Here is a 23,142-nt window from a genome sequence, read left to right as displayed (position 1 = left end):
CGCAATCGCCCGATTCACAATGACCGCCATTATCGATCCAGCGGGCCACATTTCAACGAGCACGATGCTCCGGGCATGCCTTTCGGCGGTTGGTGCCGCCCAGGCGTAAAGAGTAGCCTGACCGCGGGAGAAGTATCGGCGGCGGTTGCCGCCCTGGATCTGTCGAGTCATTTGCTTATGCCGCAATAGACGTCTAGACGTCTATTGACCGGTATAGGGCAAGGCAATACCCTGCCTACGTTGCAATGCAACATATCTTCGGAGAGCCCCATGAAAAAGAAGAACTCACCCATCGTCCCGTTGCGCATTGCCCTGCTTCCCGCCGCCCTGTTGCTGGCCTTCGCCTCCACTGGCGTCGCCGCGCAGGACACCAACACGCCGTCTTCCGCCAACGCCAAGAAACTGCAGACGGTGATCGTCACCGGCACCCGCGCCGACAACCGCACCGAAAGCAGCTCGCTCACGCCGATCGACGTGGTCTCGGCCAAGGTGCTGCAGCAGACCGGCACCAACGACCTGCCCACCGCGCTGGCGCGGATCATCCCGTCACTGAATTTCCCCCGCCCCTCCGCCGCCGACACGGCGGACACGCAGCGCCCGGCGCAGTTGCGCGGACTGTCGCCCGATGAGGTGCTGGTGCTGGTCGACGGCAAGCGCTGGCATCCCGGCGCGATCCTGCTCAACAACGGCGTGATCGGACGCGGCTCGCAGCCGGTGGATCTCAACACCATCCCGATTTCGGCGATCGACCATATCGAAGTGCTGCGCGATGGCGCCTCGGCGCAATACGGTTCCGACGCCATCGCCGGCGTCATCAACATCATCCTGAAACACGGTGCGAAGGGCGGTGATATCGAAGTCACCGGCGGCCAGTATTCCGCCGGTGACGGCCGCCAATGGCAGGGCACGGCCAACTTCGGCATCCCGCTCAACAACGACAAGGGCTGGCTGCGCTTCTCCCTGGAAAGCGGCAACGAGGACAACACCAACCGTGCCGGCGTGGACAACCGTTCGCCGGCGTGGGAAGCGCTCGGCGTGAATTACCGCCAGGGCGACCCCTGGGTGCACAGCAACAACGTGCTGCTCAATGCGCAATACGACATTACGCCCGACGTGCAGTTCTACGCCTTCGGCCATTACAGCCGCCGCAACAGCATCTCGCCGGCGTTCTACCGCTACGGCCTGAATTCGCCCTCACCGAAAAGCCCGCTGATGGCCTCGATGTACCCCAACGGCTTCCTGCCGCTGGAGAACGCCGACTCCTTCGATCAATCGCTGGTGGCCGGCGTGCGCGGCAAGGTGAACGGCTGGCGCTGGGACGTCTCGGCCAATGCCGGCGGCAATCGCGTTTCCTACGAAACGCGCAACAGCATGAACTTCGCCTTCTTCAACGACTTCGGCTACTCGCCCAGCGTATTCCAGGACGGCGTACTCAAGTCCAGCCAGCAATCGTTCGACATCGACATTGCCAAGGATCTCAATCCGGGCTGGCTGCCCAATCCGGTGACCCTGGCCTTCGGCACCGAGTACCTGCGCCAGGGCTACCAGATCAATCCGGGCGAACTGGCCTCCTGGTACGTGGGTACCTCGGGCGTCTCCGGCGGCGCCCAGGGCTTTGCCGGCTGGCAACCGGCCAACACGGTGAATGCCGCGCGTCATGACGTGGCCGAGTACATCGACCTCGAAACCAACCTCACCGACAAGCTCGGCGCCTCGCTGGCCGTGCGCCACGAGAACTACTCCGACTTCGGCGGCACCACCTCGGGCTCGCTGTCGGCGCGCTACGACTTCACCGACAGCTTCGCCCTGCGCGGCAGTGCCTCCACCGGCTTCCGCGCACCGTCGCTGGCGCAGGGATACTTCTCGCAGATCTCGTCGTTCTACTCCGGCGCCGGCTCGCTATGCGCCGGCTCACCACCGTCCTGCCTCCCGGCCGGCATCTACAACAGCGGACTGGTGTCGCCGACCAGCCAGCTCGGTGCCTTGCTTGGCGGCGAGCCGCTGAAGCCGGAGAAGTCGCGCAACTACACCATTGGCGCAGTGTGGAGCCCTACCGACACGCTGAACCTGAGCCTGGATGTCTACCAGATCTACATCGACAATCGCATTGCGTTGTCCGGCGCTCTCGCCATCACCTCGCCGACCGTCGTCGACTATCTGGCGAAAAACGGCATCGCCAACCTCGATTACAGCAGCATCAACTACTTCACCAATGCGGGCGACACGCGTACCCGTGGCGTGGACTTCGTGGGCACGTGGGTGAAGGATGCCGGCAACATCGGCACGTTCACCACCACGCTGAGCGCGAACTACAACCAGAACGTGGTCACCAGCGTCAAGCCCAACCCGGCCGTGCTCGACAATCTCGGAATCAACCTCACCCGCCTCAACCGCCAGGACATCAAGGGCTATCTCGCCAACTCCTCGCCGCGCAGCAAGTTGATCCTCAACGAGCAATACGCCATCGGCAACTGGAGCTTCAATGGCACGTTGACCCGCTACGGCCGCTATACCAGCTACCTGAGCAACATCAGCCAGTACGGCACCCACGACAAATACGGCAACCTGGTCACCGACCAGACCTTCAGCCCGAAGTGGGTGCTGGATCTGTCCGGCAGCTACCGCTGGCAGAACTGGACCTTCACCCTGGGCGTGGACAATGCCACCGACACCTACCCGGATCGGAACATCGCCACCAACACCAACACCGGCACGCTGCCTTACTCCACGTTCTCGCCATTCGGTTACAACGGCGCCTACGCGTACGGCAAGGTGCGCTACAGCTGGTGATTCCGGCCGGGCATGGCGTTGTCGCATTCGCCTGCAGTGAAACGAGGCAGGCAACCCCCGGCCAGACCGGGGGTTGCCTGTTGGATGCGACTCGAATTTCTTTCCCGCAACAGCCACCACTATGCTGTGGCCATCGACTGGCAGGCATGGGCGTGAAGAGATAACCGGAGCACGCGTTCCTCTCTCGCCGCCACCGTGGTGATGGCGGCGAGGCGAGACCTGCTTGCCCCATGACTTCACACCCGGCGCCGACGGAGCAACAACATGCACAAATCATTGATCGCCGGCATCGTCATCGCTGCATGGATGACGGCGCCCGTCGCCTCGGCACACCAAGCTGCACCCAGCCAGCACGATATCTCCAGCCAGGCGCTGGACGTCTCGGCTCCGGCCACCACGATGGCATCGCTGGCGCAGGTGAAACCGGTCACCGCCAAGCACGCCATGGTCGTGTCCGCGCAGCATCTGGCCACCATGGTCGGCGTGGACATTCTCAAGCAAGGCGGCAATGCGGTCGACGCCGCGGTGGCCGTCGGCTACGCACTCGCCGTGGTGCATCCGTGTTGCGGCAACATCGGCGGCGGCGGCTTCATGACCGTGCACCTGGCCAACGGCAAGAACCTGTTTCTGGACTTCCGCGAAAAGGCACCGCTGAAAGCCAGCCCGACCATGTACCAGGACGCCAAGGGCCACGTGATTCCCGGCAAGAGCACCGGCACCTGGCTGGGCGTGGGCGTGCCGGGCACGGTGATGGGACTGGACAGCGCGCTGAAGAAATACGGCACGATGTCGCTGCAGCAGGTCATCGCTCCGGCGATCAAGCTGGCGCGCGACGGTTTCGTCCTGCAGCAGGGCGACGTCAACATCCTCAATGAGCGGGTGAAGACCTTCGCCAAGCATCCCAACGTGGCGGCGATTTTCCTCAACCACGGCAAGCCCTACGTCGTGGGTGATCGCCTGGTTCAGCCGCAGCTGGCGCATACGCTGGGACTGATCGAACACGGCGGCACCAATGCCTTCTACAAGGGCGAAATCGCCCGCAAGGTGGTGGCCGCGAGCAAGGCCGACGGCGGCATCCTGTCGATGCGCGACTTCGCCGACTACAGCGTGAACTGGGCCAGGCCGGTGACCTGCACCTATCACGGCTACACCTATATTTCCGATCCGCCGCCCAGCTCCGGCGGCACCACCATTTGTCAGATCCTGGAAATCCTCGAGCCGTATTCGTTGAGCCAGTGGGGCTACGGTTCGCCCAAGGCCGTGCACTATTTCATCGAGGCCGAACGGCGCGCCTTTGCCGATCGCAACACGTACCTGGGCGACCCGGCCTTCGTGCACAACCCGCTCGACCGACTGCTGTCAAAAGCGCACATCGACAAACTGCGCAACACCATCCAGCCGGACAAGGCCACGCCGTCGTCCGAGGTCAAGGGCAGCCTGGGTGCGACGGAAGGCACCAACACCACCCAGTATTCGGTGGTGGACGCGAAGGGCAACGCCGTGTCGGTCACCTACACCATCAACTACCTGTTCGGCGTGGGCCAGATCGCGGGCGACACCGGCTTCTTCCTCAACAACGAGATGGACGACTTCACCTCCAAGCCGGGCGTGCCCAATTCCTTCGGCCTGGTGCAAGGCAAGATCAACGACATCCAGCCGGGCAAGCGCCCGCTGAGTTCGATGTCGCCCTCCATCGTGCTGAAGAACGGCAAGCTGTTCATGGTCACCGGCAGCCCCGGCGGTTCCACCATCATTTCCACCACGGTGGAAAGCTTCCTCAACGTGGTGGCGTTCGGCATGAACATGCAGCAGGCGGTGGATGCGCCGCGCCTGCACCAGCAGTGGCTGCCCGAGCTGACCATGATCGAGCCCGGCCTGCTCACGCCCAAGGCCCGGCAGACGCTCGAAGCCATGGGCCATCACTTCAAGGAAGTCAAATCCTGGGGTGCGGACGAAGCGATCCTGGTCAACCCGAAGACGCACTTGCTGGAAGGCGCCAACGACCGCCGGCGACCGGCCGGGCTGGCCGCCGGCTACTGAGCGCATGAACCGGCCCGCCCGGAGGCATTCCGGGCGGGATTTCAAAAACGCGGCGTCCACACGTCTTGGCCATAACCCGGCATGACGTGGCGCCTCCATGAAAAGCACTCCATCGAAAGCGATAGCACGGTTGTGGCTTGAAGCCGTGCGCAGCCGCTGGTCGCTGCGGCTGGCCGCGGGCGAGAGCGCATGGTGGCTGGCCTGGCGGATGCTGTGCTGGCTGTGCGTGTTTCCGCGCCAGACGCGCTGGCTGCAGACAGTGGACGCCTCGCCGGCACTGCGTCAGGCCGCGCGCACCGATCCGCGGCTGTACGAACGCTGGCACGCCCCCTTCATCTCGTCACGCTTCGGCCCCGACGCGCGCTGCCGGATCGTCGCCGCGCACTACGCCTTCGTGCAGCAGCACCTTCCCGCACGCATGCGCCAGCGCGTCCTGCACGGCCAGGATATCCGCGTGGCCACGCTGCGCCCCGCAGGGCATGCTCCGGTCAGCCTGCATCTGCGCAAGCCCGCGCGTGCCGAAGCCGGCGAGCTGGCCTTGCTGCTGTTGACCGGCGACAAGACGGTATTGGCCACCTGTGCGCTCACCTTTGCCGGCGACGATGGCCTGCTGGTGGCGGCCCTGCCCTCTCCCCCACCACAGGCCGACGATGCCACCATGCGCGCTTTCCTGCGCAGCAGCCACGGCGTGCATCCCCGGGAATTGCTGCACCTACTGACACGCGAACTGGCCACACTCCACCAGTTGACCTGCGTGCATGTCACCCCGCTGCACGCAGGTTGCGGCGAAGCGGCACGCCACCCGGCGCCATGCCGCGACACGGCGCCGACGCCCGCACAGATGTTCTGCCGCGACGCGTGCGGCGCATTCCTTGCAGCATTCCACGGTTCCGCCCGACGCCAGTCGTCGCTGGCGAAATCGGCCGGCCCGGCGCCCGACCGGCAGCCCGCTGCACGGGACCGGCACCTGCTGGCCACCAGCCCGTGAGTGTCATCCAAGCCCGCTCAGGACCTCAGAGATCGAACGCGGCGCTGAGCCGTACCACGCGGCCTTCGCGCAACGGCACGAACGACTGGTTGGCGTCCACCGCATAAAGCGTGCGTGCGAACAGGTTCTTCGCCCCCAGCGTCATCCGCCAGCGATCGGCATGGTAGGTGATGCCAAGCTCCATGCTGGCCTGGCCGGGGATGTCGAAATACGTGCTGTCCCCGGCATGGCCGAGGCTGCGGCTGCGCGCGAAAATGCCGCCGGCCACGCTCCACGCCTGCCACCCTGCGCGCTGGAAGCGGTAATTGACCCACACGTTGGCCTGACGCCGCGGCGACGCGACCGGCAAACTGCCGTCATGATTGCGGATGCGCGCCTGGGTGTAACTGGTGGAAAGATCCAGGCCCGGCAGCGGCTGGCCCTCGAACTCGATCTCCACGCCACGGTTGGTCTGTCCCGGCCCGGGCGTGGCAAAGTACGGCGGCTCTGGCGAAATCAGGTCGACGCTGTGATCGAGCCGGATCCGGTAAGTGGCCACGGTCAACCGCGCCCGCTGGTCGAACAGGCCGAAGCGGGCCCCCGCCTCGAGCTGGCGCGACACCGACGGCGGCAACGGGCGACCATCCTCGCCCAGCAGCGAATCGGCCTGGAAGCCGGTGGCGCTGGACGCGTACAACGACACGTCCGGTGCCGGCTTGTAGACCACGCCCAGGCGCGGGATCCAGATCGATCGGCGCTGTGTCGGCGCCGTATCCGTACCGTTGCCGTGCAGCGCATAAGTGGTGCGCCGCAGTGCCGCCAGCACATCCCATGATTCGCCCACCGCGATCTGGTCCTGCGCAAACACGCCGGTCTGGGTCGACCAGGAGCCACCCAACGGGCGTACCGCGTCGATCGACAATTCGTTCGAACGCGCCGAGGGCAGATGGCCGCCAAGCATCAGGTTGAAGCTGTGCAGCCGGCTGGTCGTCACCGTATTGGCCGTATCGGCCAGGGCATCACTGCCATTGCCCGTACCCGTACCGGTGCGCGTGCGCGCGTAATCGAAACCAAACAGCAGCTCGTGCGTCAGCGCGCCCTGCTCGAAATGCCCTGCCAGTTCGTTCTGCAGCGTGTAGAACGCATCGGAGTAACGGTAGGCATTGGCCTGTGCCCCCGCCTCGCCCGAGGGCTGCGTGTTGACGAAGGCCCACGCCTGGCCGCTGTCGTGCTGGCTCACGTACTGGCCGCGACTGCGCAGGCTCCAGCCACTACCCAGGCTCTGTTCGGCCATGTAGTAGGCGCGACGGGTGCGGAAACGCGCATGGTCGCTGGCATTGCCCGGCAACACGTCGAACGGCGACGAGGCGCCGAGCGTGTCGCCAAGCAGCACCACGTGATCGGGTACCGGCACGCGGTTGTCGATGTACTCGGCGCCCAGCAGCAGGCGCGTGCCACCACTGCGCCAGGCGATCGACGGCGCCAGGTAACTGCCGCGCTTGCCACGGTAGCCCTGGGCCGTGCGATGGGCGTCGTTGCCTTCGGCGATCAGGCGATAGGTGAACTGCCCCTGCGCATCCAGCGCGCCGGCGAAATCGAAGCCCAGGCGCGTGCCGTCGTAACGCCCGGCGGACACCGTCATCTGCCGCACCGGCTCGGCCTGCGGGCGCTTCATCACGATGTTCACCGCACCGCCGAAGTTGTTGTCGACCGAGGCTTCGCCCAGGATCGCCTCCGGCCCTTTCAGCACTTCCACCCGTTCCACGCCGATCAGCGGTGGCAAATCCTCGATCCGCGCCACGCCATTGGGCATGCCGTCGGTGAGACCGTTGCCGGCGTTGAAACCGCGGATGCGGAACAGCGGCGGGCCGCCGAAACCATCGACGTAATCCACGCCCGCCACGTGGCGCACCACGTCAGCCACCTCGAAGGCCTGTTGCGAGTCCATCAGGTCACGCGTCACCACGCTGACCGATTGCGGCACGTCGACCAGGTCGGTATCGGTGCGCGTGGCGCCGCGGGTGGCATCCGCCTTGAAGCCGATGTCGCCCGGGATCACGCCCGACACCTGCACCGGATCCAGCGCGCTGACGATCGGTACGCTGGGCTTGGCGCCGCGCAAGCGGCTTTCGAACGACAGCGCCGGCATGAAGGCACGCCGGCGCACCACCACCGTGCGTGCGCCGACCACTTCGTAGTCCAGATCAGTGCCCTGCAACAGCCGGGTCAAGGCCTGTGCCAGCGGCAGCGAACCGCTGGCACCGGGGCTGTGTCGCCCCTCCACGGCACCACTGGCGGCCAGGATCTGCACATCGGCCTGGCGTCCCAGCGCCATCAGCGCTTCGGGCAAGGGCTGCGCGGGGATCGAAAGCGTGGTTTGCGTCGACAGCAGCGGTGCCACCGCAAGCACCCGCGGACTGGCCAACGCCAGCGCGAGCAGCATGCCCGCACCGCAAAGTCCATGTCGTGTCCGGCGTGCCGTTACCACGACCCGCGGAGGCCATGACGGCCCTGCCATGCCGCCGCGCAGTGACCGCCGCGACGCTCGTACCCATCCGCCATGCCTGCCTTAGCTCCGCAGCGATTTCAGTGCGCAGCGCTCGAAAGCACCACGTGGTCGGCAAACCGGCTCACCTGCAACGGGAAAACGTGTGGCAGCGCGCCGATCCAGCCGTCGATGTTAGTGGTGTTCACGGTTCCGGTGAACATCAGCTGGCCCAGCTGCGGATCGGCCAGCTGTACCGGATGCCGACTGTAGCGGTTGACGTTGGCAATCACCATGGACAGGGGCTCGTCGACAAACTCCAACTGGTGATGGCGCCAGGCCGTGGCACGCTGCGCCGCCAGATGCGACACGCGCACCATGCCGCTGCGCGGATCGTATTCGGCACGCTGGCCGGCCTCCAGTTCCAACTGACCGTCCGCTGCCGTCGACGACGAGACCCGCACGCGCCCCTGGGTCACCGCCACGCTGACGCGCTGGCCGGTGCGTCGCACGTTGAAGGCCGTACCGAGGTCCTCGATGCGCAGCGAACCGGCATCCACCACGAATGGCCGGCTGCGGTCGTGGACCACGGTGAAATACGCCTCGCCCGCCGCCAGGTCGATGCGGCGACGGCCGCGGCCGTAACGGGCGGTCAATGACGAATCCGCTCCCAGCGCGATATCGGTGCCGTCCGGCAGGCGGATGTCGCGATCCTGGCCTACCGCGCTGGCGTAATGCTGCGCCGGCATGCCGCGGCCACCGACAAAGCGCGCCCCCCACCAGCCGAGCATGGCCAGCACCAGAGTAGCCGCCACGGCCAGCGCATAGGGACGCCGCCGTGCCCAGGTAACGCGCGGGGCGAATTCATCCAGTAATTCCTGCCGTTGCGACGTGGACGCCACACACAACCACTCGCCCAGCGCGTTGAGCTGATCGAACGCGCGGGCATGGCGCTCGTCCCGGGCCATCCACGACTCCCAGCGGGCCAGCGTCTCGGCCGATGGCGCCGTTTCGCGCAAGCGCGTCCACCAGTCCGCGGCTTCCCGCGCAACCTCCTGCTCGGTGGCGGCCTTGTTTTCCATCACGACACCTCCGGTGCGAAACAACGTTCCCAGCAATGGGCCAGGGCATGACTGACGTGGTAGCGCACCATGCGTTCGCTCAACTTCATCTCCCGCGCCACGGTGGCAAAGTCGCGCCCCTCGACCACGTGCAGCACGAAGGCGCGACTGGTCTTGGCCGGCAGCTCGCGCAACGCGATCTGCACCCGCTTCCATTGCTGCATGGCCCAGGCATGCTGTTCCGGCAGCGGCGTGGCCTGCCAGTCCTCGTCCTGCGGCTCGTGCGGCTGGTTCGAGCGCACTGCGCGCTTGCGCAGGTAATCCACGGAAAGATTGGTTGCCATGCGAAACAGGAAAGCCCTGGGTGAATCGATGTGCTCCATGCCACTCATGGCCAGCAACTTCACGTAGACCTCTTGCGCGATCTCCTGCGCATCCGCGCGCGAGTTCAGGCGGCACTGCAGGAAGGCGACCAGCACACCGTGATGCTCGCGGTACAACGCGGCCACCTGTTCGGCGTGGCCAGGTTGCGCGGCCGCATCGGCCGGGGCGCGGTGGTCGGGATCTTCCATTGGGTCAGGTATACGCGGGTCGTCGGCTCATGGCGTGTCCCGACAGCAAGCCGGTTGCAAGCCTGGACGCGCAAGTCGGGAAAAATTGAAATGAAGGCGGCGACTGGCGCTTGGGCCCGTCGCCGCCGGTGCCGCCGGAACACGGCCAGCGCTGCTGGCCTCGGTCAGCTTTCGGCAAACACCAGGTGGCCGCCCTCGGCATGCACGCGGATCGTGCTGCCGGGTGCGAAGCGGCCCTCCAGAATCGCCTTCGCCAGCGGGTTCTCCAGTTGCTGCTGGATCGCCCGCTTCAGCGGCCGCGCGCCATACACCGGATCGAAACCGACGTTGCCCAGCAGGGCCAGGGCATCGTCGGCCACCTCCAGCGCGATCTCGCGCTCGGCCAGCCGCTTCTCCAGATAGACCAGCTGGATCTTCGCGATGGCACGGATCTGCGCCTTGTCCAGCGGGCGGAACACCACCAGCTCGTCCAGCCGGTTGATGAATTCCGGCCGGAAGTGCGCCTGCACCACGCCCAGCACCGAGGCCTTCATCTGCGTGTACTGCTCTTCCGCGTCAGCGCTTTCGCCATTGTCCGCGGCATCCTGGATCATCTGCGAGCCGAGGTTGGAGGTCATCACGATGACGGTGTTGCGGAAATCCACCGTGCGGCCCTGACCGTCGGTGAGGCGGCCATCGTCGAGCACCTGCAGCAGGATGTTGAACACGTCCGGGTGTGCTTTCTCCACCTCGTCCAGCAGGATCACGCTGTACGGCCGGCGACGCACGGCCTCGGTCAGGTAGCCGCCTTCCTCGTAGCCGACATAGCCCGGAGGCGCGCCGACCAGACGGCTCACCGAGTGCTTCTCCATGAATTCGCTCATGTCGATGCGCACCATCGCGTCGGTGGTGTCGAACATGAATTCGGCCAGCGCCTTGCACAGCTCGGTCTTGCCCACGCCGGTGGGGCCGAGGAACAGGAACGAGCCGTTGGGCCGGTTCGGATCGGACAGGCCCGCGCGCGAGCGGCGGATCGCGTCGGAGACGGCCTTCACCGCCTCGTCCTGGCCGACCACGCGCTTGTGCAGTTCGTCCTCCATCTTCAGCAGTTTCTCGCGCTCGCCTTCCAGCATCTTGCTGACCGGAATACCGGTCCAGCGCGCGACCACCTCGGCAATTTCCTCGGCGGTGACGCGGGTCTGCACCAGCTTGAAATCCTGCGTCTCGGCCGCCTGCGCCGCGGCGAGCTGCTTCTCCAGTTCCGGCAACTTGCCGTACTGGATCTCGCTCATCTTGGCGTAGTCCTGCCGGCGCTGCGCGGCTTCCAGGTCCTGCCGCGCCTGCTCGATCTGCTCCTTCACCTTGGTGGTGCCCTGCAGCGCGGCCTTCTCCGATTTCCACACCTCGTTCAAGTCGGAGAACTCGCGTTCCAGCTTGGCGATGTCGGCTTCCAGGTCGGCCAGGCGCTTTTTCGACGCCTCGTCGGTTTCCTTCTTCAGCATCTCGCGCTGGATCTTCAGCTGGATCAGCCGGCGCTCCAGCCGATCGAGTTCCTCCGGCTTGGAATCGATCTCCATGCGGATGCGCGAGGCGGCCTCGTCCATCAGGTCGATCGCCTTGTCCGGCAACTGGCGATCAGCGATGTAGCGGTTGGACAAGGTGGCCGCGGCGACTATCGCCGGATCGGTGATCTCCACGCCGTGATGCAACGCGTAGCGTTCCTTCAGCCCGCGCAGGATGGCGATGGTGTCCTCCACGCTCGGCTCGCCCACGAACACCTTCTGGAAGCGGCGTTCCAGCGCGGCATCCTTCTCGATGTACTGGCGGTACTCGTCCAGCGTGGTAGCGCCGATGCAGTGCAGCTCGCCACGCGCCAGCGCCGGCTTGAGCATGTTGCCCGCGTCCATCGCGCCCTCGCCCTTGCCGGCACCGACCATGGTGTGCAGTTCGTCGATGAACAGGATCACCCGGCCTTCCTGCTTGGAAAGGTCGTTGAGCACCGCCTTCAGGCGCTCCTCGAACTCGCCACGGAACTTGGCGCCGGCGATCAGCGCGCCCATGTCCAGCGCCAGCACGCGGCGGTCACGCAGGCCTTCCGGCACCTCGCCCTTGACGATGCGCTGGGCCAGGCCCTCGACGATGGCGGTCTTGCCCACGCCGGGCTCGCCGATCAACACCGGGTTGTTCTTGGTGCGCCGCTGCAACACCTGGATGGTGCGGCGGATTTCCTCGTCGCGGCCGATCACTGGATCGAGCTTGCTCGACTCGGCGCGTGCGGTCAGGTCGATGCAGTATTTCTCCAGCGCCTGGCGCTGCTCCTCGGCACCTTCGCTCTGCACCTTCTCGCCGCCGCGCAGCTTGTCGATGGCCGCTTCGAGGTTTGCCTTGTTCGCACCCGCCGACTTCAGCGCCGCGCCCAGCTCGCCCTTGTCGTCCAGCGCCGCCAGCACGAACAACTCGCTGGCGATGAACTGGTCGCCGCGCTGCTGCGCCAGCTTGTCGGTGAGGTTGAGCAGCCGATTGAGGTCATTGCCCAGGTTGATGTTGCCCTCCTGCCCGCTGACCCGCGGCAGGCGCTCAAGCAACTCGTTCACGCGCTGCGTCAGCATCGGCACGTTGACCTGCGCCTGCGCCAGCAGCGGCCCGGTGGAGCCGCCCTGCTGCGCCAGCAACGCCGCCATCACGTGCACCGGTTCGAGCATGTTGTTGTCGCGGCCCACGGCCAGCGACTGCGCGTCGGCCAGCGCCTGCTGGAAACGCGAGGTAAGTTTGTCCATCCGCATGTCTTCGATCCCCACAATGGATTTGGCGGACGCGCCGCCACTGCCAGCAAAGATGCGGACGACGCCTGATGATTCAAGCAGAGTGGGTGACCTTGAAATGTCAAGGCAGCGGTTTCAGCGGCGCGAACAGCCTGCGCAGCTTGCAGGGCGCCTTGAAGATCCCTCAATCTGCGCCATTTTGGTGAGCATCGAGATCACGAGCGGAGGCTGATTGCCGTGCTCTTGCAAGGCTCACGACCGATGTGCTGCAGCCTCGTCTACGGTCCTGCCTCCGCTATTGATTGTCAGGTTGGGCACAAGTCGTTTCGACGTCATACCCGAGATAGTAGTAGCCACTCCACACCCAATGGCTGCCACGCGTCACCGTGAAACGAATGCCTTCACTGGTCGTGCAATGGCCGAACGAAAGGGGCTCCGCCGGGACCCTGCCGACGATACCAATGCCCAGATCGGAGGGCGAATCGAGCTTCACGACGTAAAATGCATTGCCGCTTGCGGCATTCACATCACGCCGATCAGGCAGCAACGCCGGGCAATGATCCTGACCCACGGCCTTGCGCAGCACGATGCCATGGATACGCTGCTGGCCATGTTCGAAATCCACCAGCGAAAAATCGCGCGGCGCGTGGACGCCATGGTCAGGAAGTGCAAGACAGTTCCCCACAAGCCACCCGTATATGGGTGTGGCTTCGGCCGCAGGAGCTTCGTGCGACAGGCACGCACAAGAGGCGAGCAGAACAGCAGCCAGGATCAAAAATACGCTTTTCATGTCACTTCCCGTTATACGACCAGTGAGGCCGGTCGGTTTTCAGCTTTTTGACCCCGCAGGATGCACCCACTTCCTGCAACAGGGTGTTTGTGTCGGGATTTGACTGATAAGGCACATCGATCACGGTTCCGTCCTTTTTCCGAATCCTGATCGTCCCCGTCCAGGTGATGGTCATATCGATCGCTTGACCATTGATGTGATTACTGATCAAGGATGGCGGATTGAAACTGGCCGGGGGAACGGCCAACCCGAAACCATCGACCATTTCCTTGGCACCGGCCTTGCTGCGCTTCAAATCGCCGTGATCCCACTCGATGTCCACACCTTGCATGGGGGCAGGATCGCCCGGTGCGCACTTCCCTTGGGAAATCATCCATGCCCAATGGAACAGATACGCCCGCTTCGGGTTCCGTCTGATGGCCGCGATGATTACCGTGGCGCCGGCAGCCTTCAACGCCTGGATGAAAGCCTCGACTTTCGCCTTGAAGTCGGCATCGAGAGCATTGACGTCTGCGCTGTTCGTGGCATGTGCGTTGGCCCACGCCACCCAATAACGTCCGCTTTTTTGCGCCATGTGTTTGCCTCCATGCGTCGAGCACTGAATGAATGATCCCTTCGGATTCATGCCTTTGGCGGAGCACGCAAGATCCTGCTGCGAGCCCGTCGATACCGTATGGAATGTAGCGGAGCAAACGCACAAGAGCCGAGAACACCGTCAGGGTCTGCAACCTGCTCCCGAATTTTCACGGCAATGGGTCGCGGTAGCGGCTTAGCCGCAAGCACAACCTACCTGGGGTTATGCCCTTCCGGCAGCAAGCGCACTGCTGCTGAACCCCATGAGCAGCCATGAAGCGTGGACGACAGGACCACACAGAAAGGCCACGCAAAGTAAAGATGGCTCGGCCACCGGCAAGCGGACGAAACCGCTTTGCCGCTGGCGAAAGCGTCCGAGCTGTACCAACCAGTTCAAACCACGAAGTCACTGGATGACCCGCTGCGCCCGCCCCTTCGGGGCCGCCTGCTTCGCAGGCGTTCTACGCGCCTCTCCGGTCTTCGCCGGAAGGACGAGCCAGGCTCGTTGTTTTCGTGATGCACCACGGCTACACAAAACCGCATCAAGCGATGACTATGCGTCCGCCAGCCAGATCAAACTGGCAAACCGCCCACTGCGCGCACCCTCGCGCCGATATGAATAAAACCGTTCATCGGCCAGCGTATCGAAGCCGCCGCCATGCATTCGCGTGATGCCGGCCGCCGCCAGCCGTTGCCGCGCCAGCGCAGCCAGGTCGCAATGCCAGTGTCCCGGGCGTGTCGCCACGAAACAGGCGGAAGCGGCGGCTTCGTGGTCGACGAAGGCGGCGCGCACTTCCTCGCCCACTTCATACGAAGCCGTGCCGATGCACGGCCCCAGCCACGCCAGCAATCGCGCGGGCGCCACCTGCATCTGCTCGATGGTGGCCTCCAGTACGCCGGCGGCCAAGCCGCGCCAGCCGGCATGCGCGGCACCAATGGTGCTGCCGTCGTCGGCGCAGAACAGCACCGGCAAGCAGTCGGCAGTGAGGATGCTCAGCACCGTGCCGGGGATGCGCGAGACCGCGGCGTCGGCTTGCGGCGGTTCGGCGCTGGGCAGCGGGCCCAGTTCGGCCACCGTGGTGCCGTGCACCTGCTGCAGCCAGCGTGGCGCAGCCGGCAGGCCCAGTGCCTGCTGCAGCACGTCGCGATTGCTGCTCACCGCGTCCGGGCGATCGCCGCTGTTGCGACCGAGGTTGAAGCGGCCGAATGGCGGGTCCGATACGCCGGGGCCATCGCGCGTGGTCACCGCCGCGTGCACCTGGCGTGGCGCGGGCCAGTCGGGGAACAGCCAGGCATCCGTCATGGCAGGCATCGGCACATCAATCCTCGTCGGCGCCGTTGGCGGCCAGGTCGTCGCGCAAGGCGACCATCAACGCCTCGAAATCGGCCGGAGGCGCCGCTTCGAACGACAGCAGTTCGCCGCTCACCGGATGGGTGAACGACAACCGCTCCGCATGCAACGCCTGGCGACGGAATCCACGCAGCGCGTCGGTCAATTCCGGCGTGGCGCGTTTGGGCAGGCGCAAGCCGCCGCCGTACAGCGGATCGCCCACCAGCGGGTGGTGGATATGCGCCATGTGCACGCGAATCTGGTGGGTTCGGCCGGTTTCCAGATTGCACTGGAGCAATGTGTGCGCCCGGAAACGCTCGCGCAGCCGGTAATGGGTGACGGCGCGCTTGCCGTCCTCCTCGTCGCGCACGGCCTGGCGCAGCCGATCGCCCATGTGACGGCCGATCGGTTCGTCCACCGTGCCGCCGGCCACCAGGGTGCCCAGCACCACCGCCGCGTACTGCCGCTCCACGTCGTGGCGCGACAGCATGTCGACCAGCGCGGTCATCGCCGGCAGCGTCTTGGCCACCACCATCAGGCCGGAGGTGTCCTTGTCGAGCCGATGCACGATGCCGGCGCGTGGCAGTTCGGCCAGTATCGGGTCGTGGTGCAGCAGGGCGTTGAGCAGGGTACCGGTCGGGTTGCCGGCGCCCGGGTGCACGACCAGGCCGGCCGGCTTGTCCAGCACCAGCACGTGCTCGTCCTCGTGCACGATGGTCAACGCGATGGCTTCCGGCTGGCTGGCCACCTCGGCCTCCAGCTCCGCCTCCAGGCGCACCTGTTCGCCGCCGTGCAGCAACTGGCGGGGGGGGGCTACCGCGCCATCCAGCGTCACCGCCCCGGCCTTGACCCACGCGGTAAGGCGCGAGCGCGAGTAATCGGGGAACATCTCGGCCAGGGTTTGGTCGAATCTCCGACCTGCGGCCGACAGGGGCACCTCTGCCTCGTGACGGATGGCGGTCATGCCCGCCTCCCCGGCTCGCGGCCGGTTTCGGCTATCATCCCTTTTCGATCAAACATCTGAATACCTTACTCATGCGCGTAACCAAGCTGTCGGCCACTCTGCGGCCCGCCCTGAAAGTGCTCGTGATGCTCATTCTCGTGATGGGAATGAGCGGATGTGCGATGTTCCGCCACAAGCAGACCATTGACACGATGTCGCTGCCGCAGCTTTATGCCAAATCGCACAATGCGCTTGAGCACGGCGACTACGGCGCGGCCGAGAAAGACTACCAGCGTCTGATCGCCCGTTTCCCGTCCGGCCCGTACAACGAGCAGGCCCAGCTCGACCTGGCCTATGCACAGTACAAGGACAACCAGCCGGACGACGCCTATTCCACGGTCGACCGCTTCATCAAGACCTTCCCCATGCACAAGCATGTGGATTATGCCTATTACCTGCGCGGCCTGATCAATTTCGACCGCACCGGTGGCGTGGTCGAGCGCTGGTTCGGCCGCAACGGCGCGCAGTCGCGTCGTGACCAGGGCTACAACCTGAAGTCGTTCGACGATTTCGCCGAGTTGACCCGCCGTTTCCCCGACAGCGCCTACGCCGCCGACGCCCGTCAGCGCATGATCTACCTGCGCAACGTGCTGGCGAAGTTCGAAATCAACGTGGCCGAGTTCTACCTGCGCCACAAGGCCTTCGTGGCCTCGGCCGACCGCGCCCAGTACGTGATCGAGCATTACCAGCAGTCGCCGCAGGCCGGCGATGCCCTGGCCATCCTGTGCCGCAGCTACCTGATGCTGGGCCAGAAAGCGCAGGCCGAGCAGGTGCGCAAGGTGCTGGCGATGAACTATCCGGATCACCCGTACCTGACGGACCCGAAGTGGCCGCATGCCCCGTCCACGCTGCGCAAGATGATTCCGTTCTCCGGGCATCATTGACGCTCCATTCCGTTCAGGAATCAACCACAAAAAGCCGGCGAAACATCGCCGGCTTTTTTGTGGCTTATCGGATCCCTCCACACGACAAGGCCCTGTAGCGAATCTCGAAAAATTCCAGGGGTACGTCATTCCGGCGAAAGTTCACTGCTGTCCGGAACAATTTTGCGAAGGCATGACGGCAGCCGAATCCGTCATTCCAGCGAAAGCTGGAATCCAGTCGAACATGCGTGCGAAGCACACAAAAACAAGAAGTTGAGTGTGCTTCGCACAGCATCTTAACTGGATCCCAGCTTTCGCTGGGATGACGAGACGGGGTGTGGCCGATAACTCTGAAATTTGAGTCTCATGCGAACTCAATGGTTGCAAAGTTGTACGGCTCGGGGCTTTCTACGCATGGCGCATTTTTATTCCGGACAGCAGTGAGCGAAAGCCGGAATGACGTAGATCGAGAGGTTTTTCGAGATGCCCTGCCCCGCTGCCCGGCTAGCGCCAGCCGGAGGTGATGGGATAGCGCCGCTCGCGGCCGAACGCGCGGGTGGTGACGCGGGGGCCCGGCGCCGACTGGCGGCGCTTGAACTCGTTGACCAGCACCAGCCGCACCACGCGATGCACCGTCTCGGCGGCAAAGCCGGCGGCGATGATCTCCGCCTGCGACTGCTCGGTTTCGATGAAACGGCCGAGGATCGCGTCCAGCTCGTCGTAGGGCGGCAGCGAGTCCTGGTCGGTCTGGTCGGCACGCAGTTCGGCCGAGGGCGGGCGTTCGATCACCGCGACCGGAATCGCCTCCACCCCGCCCGGCTGCGCATTACGCCAGCGTGAGAGCCGGTATACCGCGGTCTTGTAGACATCCTTCAGCGGTGCATAGGCACCGCACATGTCGCCGTACAGCGTGCAGTAGCCCACCGCCATCTCGCTCTTGTTGCCGGTGGCCAGCAGCAGCTTGCCGTGCTTGTTCGACAGCGCCATCAGCATCGTGCCGCGGGTGCGTGACTGCAGGTTTTCCTCGGTGGTGTCCACGCCCTTGCCGGCAAAAGCCGGGGTCAGCGCACCGATGAAGGCATCGACGGTCGGCTCGATGTCAATGACGTGGTAATCCACGCCCAGATCCTCGGCCTGCTTGCGCGCGCCATCCAGCGACAATTTCGAGGTGTAGCGCGTCGGCATCATCACCGCGGTGACACGCTCGGCGCCCAGTGCATCCACCGCCAGCGCCAGGGTCAGCGCCGAGTCGATGCCGCCGGACAGGCCCAGCAGCACGCCGGGAAAACCGTTCTTGTCGATGTAGTCGCGGGTGCCGCGCACCAGTGCGGCGTACAGCACCGCCTCGCGCGACGTATCGGCAGCCTCCGGCCAGCCCTCGGCCTGCAGCGTGCGCGTGGCCGGATCAAAGCTGGCCCACAGCAGCGCATCGACGAAGGCCGGCGCGCGTGCGGCGATGGAGCCGTCGCCATTCACCAGCAGCGAAGCCCCGTCGTAGACCACCTCGTCCTGACCGCCGACCAGGTTGAGATAGGCGATCGCGCAACCGGTTTCCTTCGCGCGCGAGCTCAGGATCGCCTCGCGCTCGTCCTGCTTGGTATCGTCCCAGGGCGACGCATTGATGACCACGATCAACTCCGCCCCGGCCCGCGCCACTGCGGCAGCTGGCTCGGAACGCCACACGTCCTCGCAGATCAGCAGGCCGATGCGCACGTCATTCAACGTGGTCACCGCGCTGGCGTGGCCCGGGCGGAAATAGCGCTTGTCGTCGAACACGCCGTAATTGGGCAGCGCCTGCTTGTGCGCAATCTGCGCCACGCGCCCCTCGCGCAACAGCGCGGCGGCGTTGAACACCTCGCCTTCGCTGTGCGGAAAACCGACCAGCGCAGCCAGACCGTTCGTGCTCGCGGCCAGGCCATCGAGTTCCTGCTCGCAGGCGGCGAGGAAGCTCGGCCGCAGCAGCAAGTCTTCCGGCGGGTAACCACTCAGGGTCAGCTCGGGAAAGGCGACCAGCGCCGCACCACCGGCGCGTGCCTCGTCCATCAATTCGCGTGCCCTGGCCGCGTTCGCGGCAACGGCGCCGACCGGGAAATCGTGTTGTGCCAGCGCGAAGCGAAAGGTGTTTGCCATGGGAGACAAGGGGGATGGAAGAGGAAGCCCATTCTAATCGCGCCATCGCGCGTGTAGGAGCCCGCCCGCGGGCGAGGCTTTTGCCATGGCGCTGCTGCGAGCAGAAAGCACAAAGCATCGCTCGCAAGCGGGCTTCCTACAGCACGCGCAGGTCGTCGGGCTGCAGACTGGCCACCACGGCGAGCATGCCGTCGCACAACTGTTGCAATTCGTCATCGCTGATGACATACGGCGGCATCACGTACACCAGCTTGCCGAACGGGCGAATCCAGACCCCCTGCGCCAGCATGCGTTGCTGGATGCGTTCCAGTCGCACCGGCGCACGCAGCTCGATCACGCCGATGGCGCCGAGCACGCGCACGTCGGCAACCTGCGACAGCTCGCGCGCCGGGGCGAGGCGCTCGGCCAGCAGGCGCTCGATCCGCCCAACCTGCTGCTGCCAATCGCCAGCCAGCAACAGGCGGGTCGAGGCCAGCGCCACCGCACAAGCCAGCGGATTGGCCATGAAGGTGGGACCGTGCATGAACACGCCGGGCTCGCCCGCACCGATCGTCTCGGCGATATCGCGCCGGGTCAGCGTGGCGGCCAGGGTCATGTAACCGCCGGTGAGCGCCTTGCCCAGGCACAGGATGTCCGGCGTGATACCGGCCCACTCGCTGGCGAACAGCTTGCCGCTGCGACCGAAGCCGGTGGCGATCTCGTCGCAGATCAGCAGCACCTCGTACTCGCGGCACAGCCGCGCCAGCTCCGCCAGGTATTGCGGATGGTAGAAGCGCATGCCGCCCGCGCCCTGCACCACCGGCTCGATGATGAAGGCGGCCAACTCGTCGGCTCGCTCGGCGAACAGGCGCTCCAGCGGGACAATGTCGGCCGCGTCCCACGCCGTGCCAAACGACGTGCGCGGCGCCGGCACGAACAGGCGTTGTGGCAGTGCGGAGCCAAACAGCCCATGCATGCCGGTCACCGGATCGCATACCGACATCGCGTTCCAGGTGTCGCCGTGATAACCCGAGCGCACGGTGGCGATATTGCCTTTGCCCGGACGCTCCTTGGCGACCCAATACTGGACCGCCATCTTCAGCGCCACTTCGACCGATACGGAACCGGAATCGGCATAGAAGACCGCATCCAGCCCCTGCGGCACGATATCCAGCAACAACTTGCCCAGCGCGATCGCCGGCTCATGGGTGAGCCCGCCGAACATCACGTGCGACATGTTGCCAAGCTGGTCGGTCACCGCCTGGTTCAGCACGGGATGGTTGTAGCCGTGGATTGCGCACCACCACGAGGCCATGCCATCGATCAGGCGGGTGCCATCGGCCAGTTCCAGCATCACGCCCTCGGCACGCGTGACCTTGAGCGCCGGCACCGGGTTGGGCAATGCGCTGTACGGGTGCCAGAGATGAGTTTGGTCGAAGGGGTCGGTGAGCATCGATATTCCTCAACCACAGGCAAGCTTTTCCCTTCTCCCTCCGGCGACCTTGGGAGTCCCCTTGTGGGTGAGAAGGTGCTGGCAGGCGGATGAGGGTACGGACGAAGCGATCACGACGAACGTCGGCGCAAGCCCGAACCCTCACCCCAACCCCTCTCCCAAAGGGAGAGGGGCTTCAAACAAAGGCCGCGACGGAGCGCGGCCTTTGTCTCCAGCGCAATGAATCGCGCCGCTTACTTCATCAGCTTGGCAAGCGTCTTGCCGAGATCGGCAGGCGACTTCACCGTGGTGACACCGGCCTTCTCCAGCGCGGCGAACTTGGCTTCCGCCGTGCCCTTGCCACCGGAGATGATCGCACCGGCATGGCCCATGCGCTTGCCGGCCGGAGCCGAGGCTCCAGCGATGAACGAAACCACCGGCTTCTTCACGTACTCGGAAATGAATTCCGCCGCGTCTTCCTCGGCCGAACCGCCGATCTCGCCGACCATGATGATGCCTTCGGTCTGCGGGTCGTCCTGGAACAGCTTCAGGCAGTCGATGAAGTTCAGGCCGTTGATCGGATCGCCACCGATGCCGATGCAGGTGGACTGGCCCAGGCCCTCGTTGGTGGTCTGGAACACGGCTTCATAGGTCAGCGTGCCCGAACGCGACACGATGCCGACCTTGCCCGGCTTGTGGATGTGGCCCGGCATGATGCCGATCTTGCATTCGCCCGGGGTGATCACGCCGGGGCAGTTCGGCCCGATCAGCACGGTTTCCGGATGCTGCTGCAGCACGTTCTTCACGCGCAGCATATCCAGCACCGGAATGCCCTCGGTGATCGCCACAATCACCTTGATGCCGGCGTCGATGGCTTCGAGGATGGAGTCGGCCGCGAACGGCGGCGGCACGAAGATGACCGAGGCGTCGGCGCCGGTCTCGGCGACGGCTTCGGCGACTTCGTTGAAGACCGGCAGGCCGATGTGCTGGCTGCCGCCCTTGCCCGGCGTGACGCCACCGACGACCTGGGTGCCGTAATCCAGCGCCTGCTGCGCGTGGAAGGTGCCCTGCTGGCCGGTGAAGCCCTGCACCAGCACCTTGGTGTTCTTGTTGATGAGAACTGACATGACTTACTAGCTCCTCACTTCGCGGCGGCCACGGCTTTCTGCGCCGCGTCGTTGAGATCGTCGGCTGGCGTGATCGCCAGGCCGGAATTGGCCAGCAGCTCGCGCCCCTGATCGACATTGGTGCCCTGCAGGCGCACCACCACCGGAATGGTCAGGCCCACTTCCTTCACCGCGGCGATGATGCCTTCGGCGATCAGGTCGCAGCGCACGATGCCACCGAAGATGTTCACCAGAATGCACTTCACCTTGTCCGAGGACAGGATCAGCTTGAACGCCTCGGTCACGCGCTCCTTGGTGGCACCGCCGCCCACATCGAGGAAGTTGGCCGGCTCGCCGCCCGCCAGCTTGATCACGTCCATGGTGGCCATGGCCAGGCCCGCGCCGTTGACCATGCAGCCGATGGAACCGTCCATCGTCACGTAGTTCAGGTTGTTCTGCACCGCCGCGGCTTCGGCCGCGTCTTCCTGGGTCAGGTCGCGCATGGCGGCCAGGTCGGCATGGCGGTACTCGGCGTTATCGTCGGAGTTCACCTTGCCGTCCAGCGCGGCGAGGCTGCCGTCGGCGAGGATCGCCAGCGGGTTCAGCTCGACCAGCGACAGATCCTTCTCGTTGAACAGCTTGTACAGGCCCAGCATGATCTTGGTCAGCTGGTTGACCTGCTTCGGGTTCAGGTCCATCGCGAAACCGAGTTGGCGGCACTGGTACGGCTGCAAACCTTCGACGAAATCCACCACGACGGTGTGGATGTCTTCCGGGGTTTCCTTGGCGACCTGCTCGATGTCCACGCCGCCGTGCTTGGAGGCGATGAAGGAGACGGCCTTGGAATCGCGGTCGACCAGCACCGACAGGTACAGCTCCTTGGCGATGTCGGTGGCGTCGGTCACCAGCACCAGGTTCACCGGCAGCGCGCGGCCGGCCGACTGGTAGGTGGCCATGCGGGTGCCCAGCATGCCCTTGGCGGCGGCGTGCACTTCGTCGAAGCTCTTGCAGAACTTGACGCCGCCGGCCTTGCCGCGGCCACCGGCGTGGATCTGCGCCTTGACCATCCATTGGGAACCGCCCAGCGCCTTGGCGGCGTCGACGGCGGCGTCGGGGGAGTTGGCGACCTTGCCCGGCGGTACGGTGATGCCGTACTGCGCGAACAATTCTTTGGCCTGGTACTCGTGGAAATTCATTCGATACCTCGAGCGAACGGGGGAAAGGGACGGCCTCGCGCAAATGACGCACGGCGCGGGCTGGGAAATCGGACGGCGGTTCGA

At 65.2% G+C, this 23,142-nt stretch carries 16 protein-coding genes; 4 read left to right on the top strand and 12 right to left on the bottom strand.

Annotation, left to right across the window (positions count from 1 at the left end):
- Positions 1-270: 270 nt before the first annotated feature.
- The 3 genes from BMY90_RS07105 (at position 271) to BMY90_RS07095 (ending at position 5,818) form a co-directional block, all read left to right on the top strand.
- On the top strand, positions 271-2,790 hold the full coding sequence (locus BMY90_RS07105) for a TonB-dependent receptor plug domain-containing protein (protein ID WP_092702811.1): 2,520 nt from the start codon (positions 271-273) through the stop codon (positions 2,788-2,790).
- Positions 2,791-3,054: 264 nt separating this feature from the next.
- Positions 3,055-4,830, top strand: coding sequence for a gamma-glutamyltransferase (gene ggt / locus BMY90_RS07100; protein ID WP_092702809.1), 1,776 nt, complete (start codon positions 3,055-3,057; stop codon positions 4,828-4,830).
- 97 nt (positions 4,831-4,927) lie between these two features.
- A complete protein-coding gene (locus BMY90_RS07095) occupies positions 4,928-5,818 on the top strand; it encodes a DUF535 family protein (protein WP_092702807.1) in 891 nt (296 codons plus the stop codon).
- Positions 5,819-5,843: 25 nt separating this feature from the next.
- On the opposite strand, the gene BMY90_RS07090 is transcribed toward BMY90_RS07095, so the two are convergent.
- The 8 genes from BMY90_RS07090 to rluD all read right to left on the bottom strand — a co-directional run bounded on the left by BMY90_RS07090 (position 5,844) and on the right by rluD (position 16,313).
- Positions 5,844-8,240: a TonB-dependent siderophore receptor gene (locus BMY90_RS07090; RefSeq protein WP_092702804.1), complete on the bottom strand. Its 2,397-nt coding sequence runs from the start codon at positions 8,238-8,240 to the stop codon at positions 5,844-5,846.
- 143 nt (positions 8,241-8,383) lie between these two features.
- Positions 8,384-9,364, bottom strand: coding sequence for a FecR family protein (locus BMY90_RS07085; RefSeq protein WP_092702802.1), 981 nt, complete (start codon positions 9,362-9,364; stop codon positions 8,384-8,386).
- A complete protein-coding gene (locus BMY90_RS07080; RefSeq protein ID WP_008210999.1) occupies positions 9,364-9,915 on the bottom strand; it encodes an RNA polymerase sigma factor in 552 nt (183 codons plus the stop codon). Before BMY90_RS07080 ends, BMY90_RS07085 begins: the two co-directional genes overlap by 1 nt.
- Before the next feature lie 164 nt (positions 9,916-10,079).
- Positions 10,080-12,677: an ATP-dependent chaperone ClpB gene (clpB, locus tag BMY90_RS07075; RefSeq protein WP_092703045.1), complete on the bottom strand. Its 2,598-nt coding sequence runs from the start codon at positions 12,675-12,677 to the stop codon at positions 10,080-10,082.
- Positions 12,678-12,951: 274 nt separating this feature from the next.
- Positions 12,952-13,446: a hypothetical protein gene (locus BMY90_RS07065; protein ID WP_139201710.1), complete on the bottom strand. Its 495-nt coding sequence runs from the start codon at positions 13,444-13,446 to the stop codon at positions 12,952-12,954.
- Position 13,447: 1 nt separating this feature from the next.
- A complete protein-coding gene (locus BMY90_RS07060) occupies positions 13,448-14,020 on the bottom strand; it encodes a hypothetical protein (protein ID WP_092702797.1) in 573 nt (190 codons plus the stop codon).
- A 552-nt stretch (positions 14,021-14,572) separates the two neighbouring features.
- A complete protein-coding gene (pgeF, locus tag BMY90_RS07055) occupies positions 14,573-15,322 on the bottom strand; it encodes a peptidoglycan editing factor PgeF (RefSeq protein WP_092702795.1) in 750 nt (249 codons plus the stop codon).
- 16 nt (positions 15,323-15,338) lie between these two features.
- Positions 15,339-16,313: a 23S rRNA pseudouridine(1911/1915/1917) synthase RluD gene (gene rluD, locus BMY90_RS07050; protein WP_092702793.1), complete on the bottom strand. Its 975-nt coding sequence runs from the start codon at positions 16,311-16,313 to the stop codon at positions 15,339-15,341.
- 71 nt (positions 16,314-16,384) lie between these two features.
- Between rluD and BMY90_RS07045 the strand changes: the two genes are divergently transcribed.
- Positions 16,385-17,236, top strand: coding sequence for an outer membrane protein assembly factor BamD (locus tag BMY90_RS07045; RefSeq protein WP_092702792.1), 852 nt, complete (start codon positions 16,385-16,387; stop codon positions 17,234-17,236).
- A gap of 483 nt (positions 17,237-17,719) precedes the next feature.
- Here the strand turns inward: BMY90_RS07045 and BMY90_RS07040 are convergent, their stop codons facing one another.
- The 4 genes from BMY90_RS07040 to sucC form a co-directional block, all read right to left on the bottom strand.
- Positions 17,720-19,345, bottom strand: a complete 1,626-nt coding sequence (locus BMY90_RS07040; protein ID WP_092702790.1) for an NAD+ synthase — start codon at positions 19,343-19,345, stop codon at positions 17,720-17,722.
- 136 nt (positions 19,346-19,481) lie between these two features.
- The gene (gene bioA / locus BMY90_RS07035; RefSeq protein ID WP_092702788.1) at positions 19,482-20,777 is read right to left on the bottom strand and encodes an adenosylmethionine--8-amino-7-oxononanoate transaminase; all 1,296 of its coding nucleotides are present in this window, start codon (positions 20,775-20,777) and stop codon (positions 19,482-19,484) included.
- Positions 20,778-21,010: 233 nt separating this feature from the next.
- On the bottom strand, positions 21,011-21,883 hold the full coding sequence (sucD, locus tag BMY90_RS07030; protein WP_008211359.1) for a succinate--CoA ligase subunit alpha: 873 nt from the start codon (positions 21,881-21,883) through the stop codon (positions 21,011-21,013).
- 14 nt (positions 21,884-21,897) lie between these two features.
- Positions 21,898-23,058: an ADP-forming succinate--CoA ligase subunit beta gene (gene sucC / locus BMY90_RS07025; RefSeq protein WP_092702786.1), complete on the bottom strand. Its 1,161-nt coding sequence runs from the start codon at positions 23,056-23,058 to the stop codon at positions 21,898-21,900.
- Between the last annotated feature and the right edge of the window lie 84 nt (positions 23,059-23,142).

Origin of the sequence: Rhodanobacter glycinis (genome assembly GCF_900114325.1) — a bacterium.
GTDB lineage: Bacteria > Pseudomonadota > Gammaproteobacteria > Xanthomonadales > Rhodanobacteraceae > Rhodanobacter_A > Rhodanobacter_A glycinis.
The sequence above is the reverse complement of the archived record's forward strand: the minus strand, read 5'-3'. Positions and strand labels throughout refer to the sequence as shown.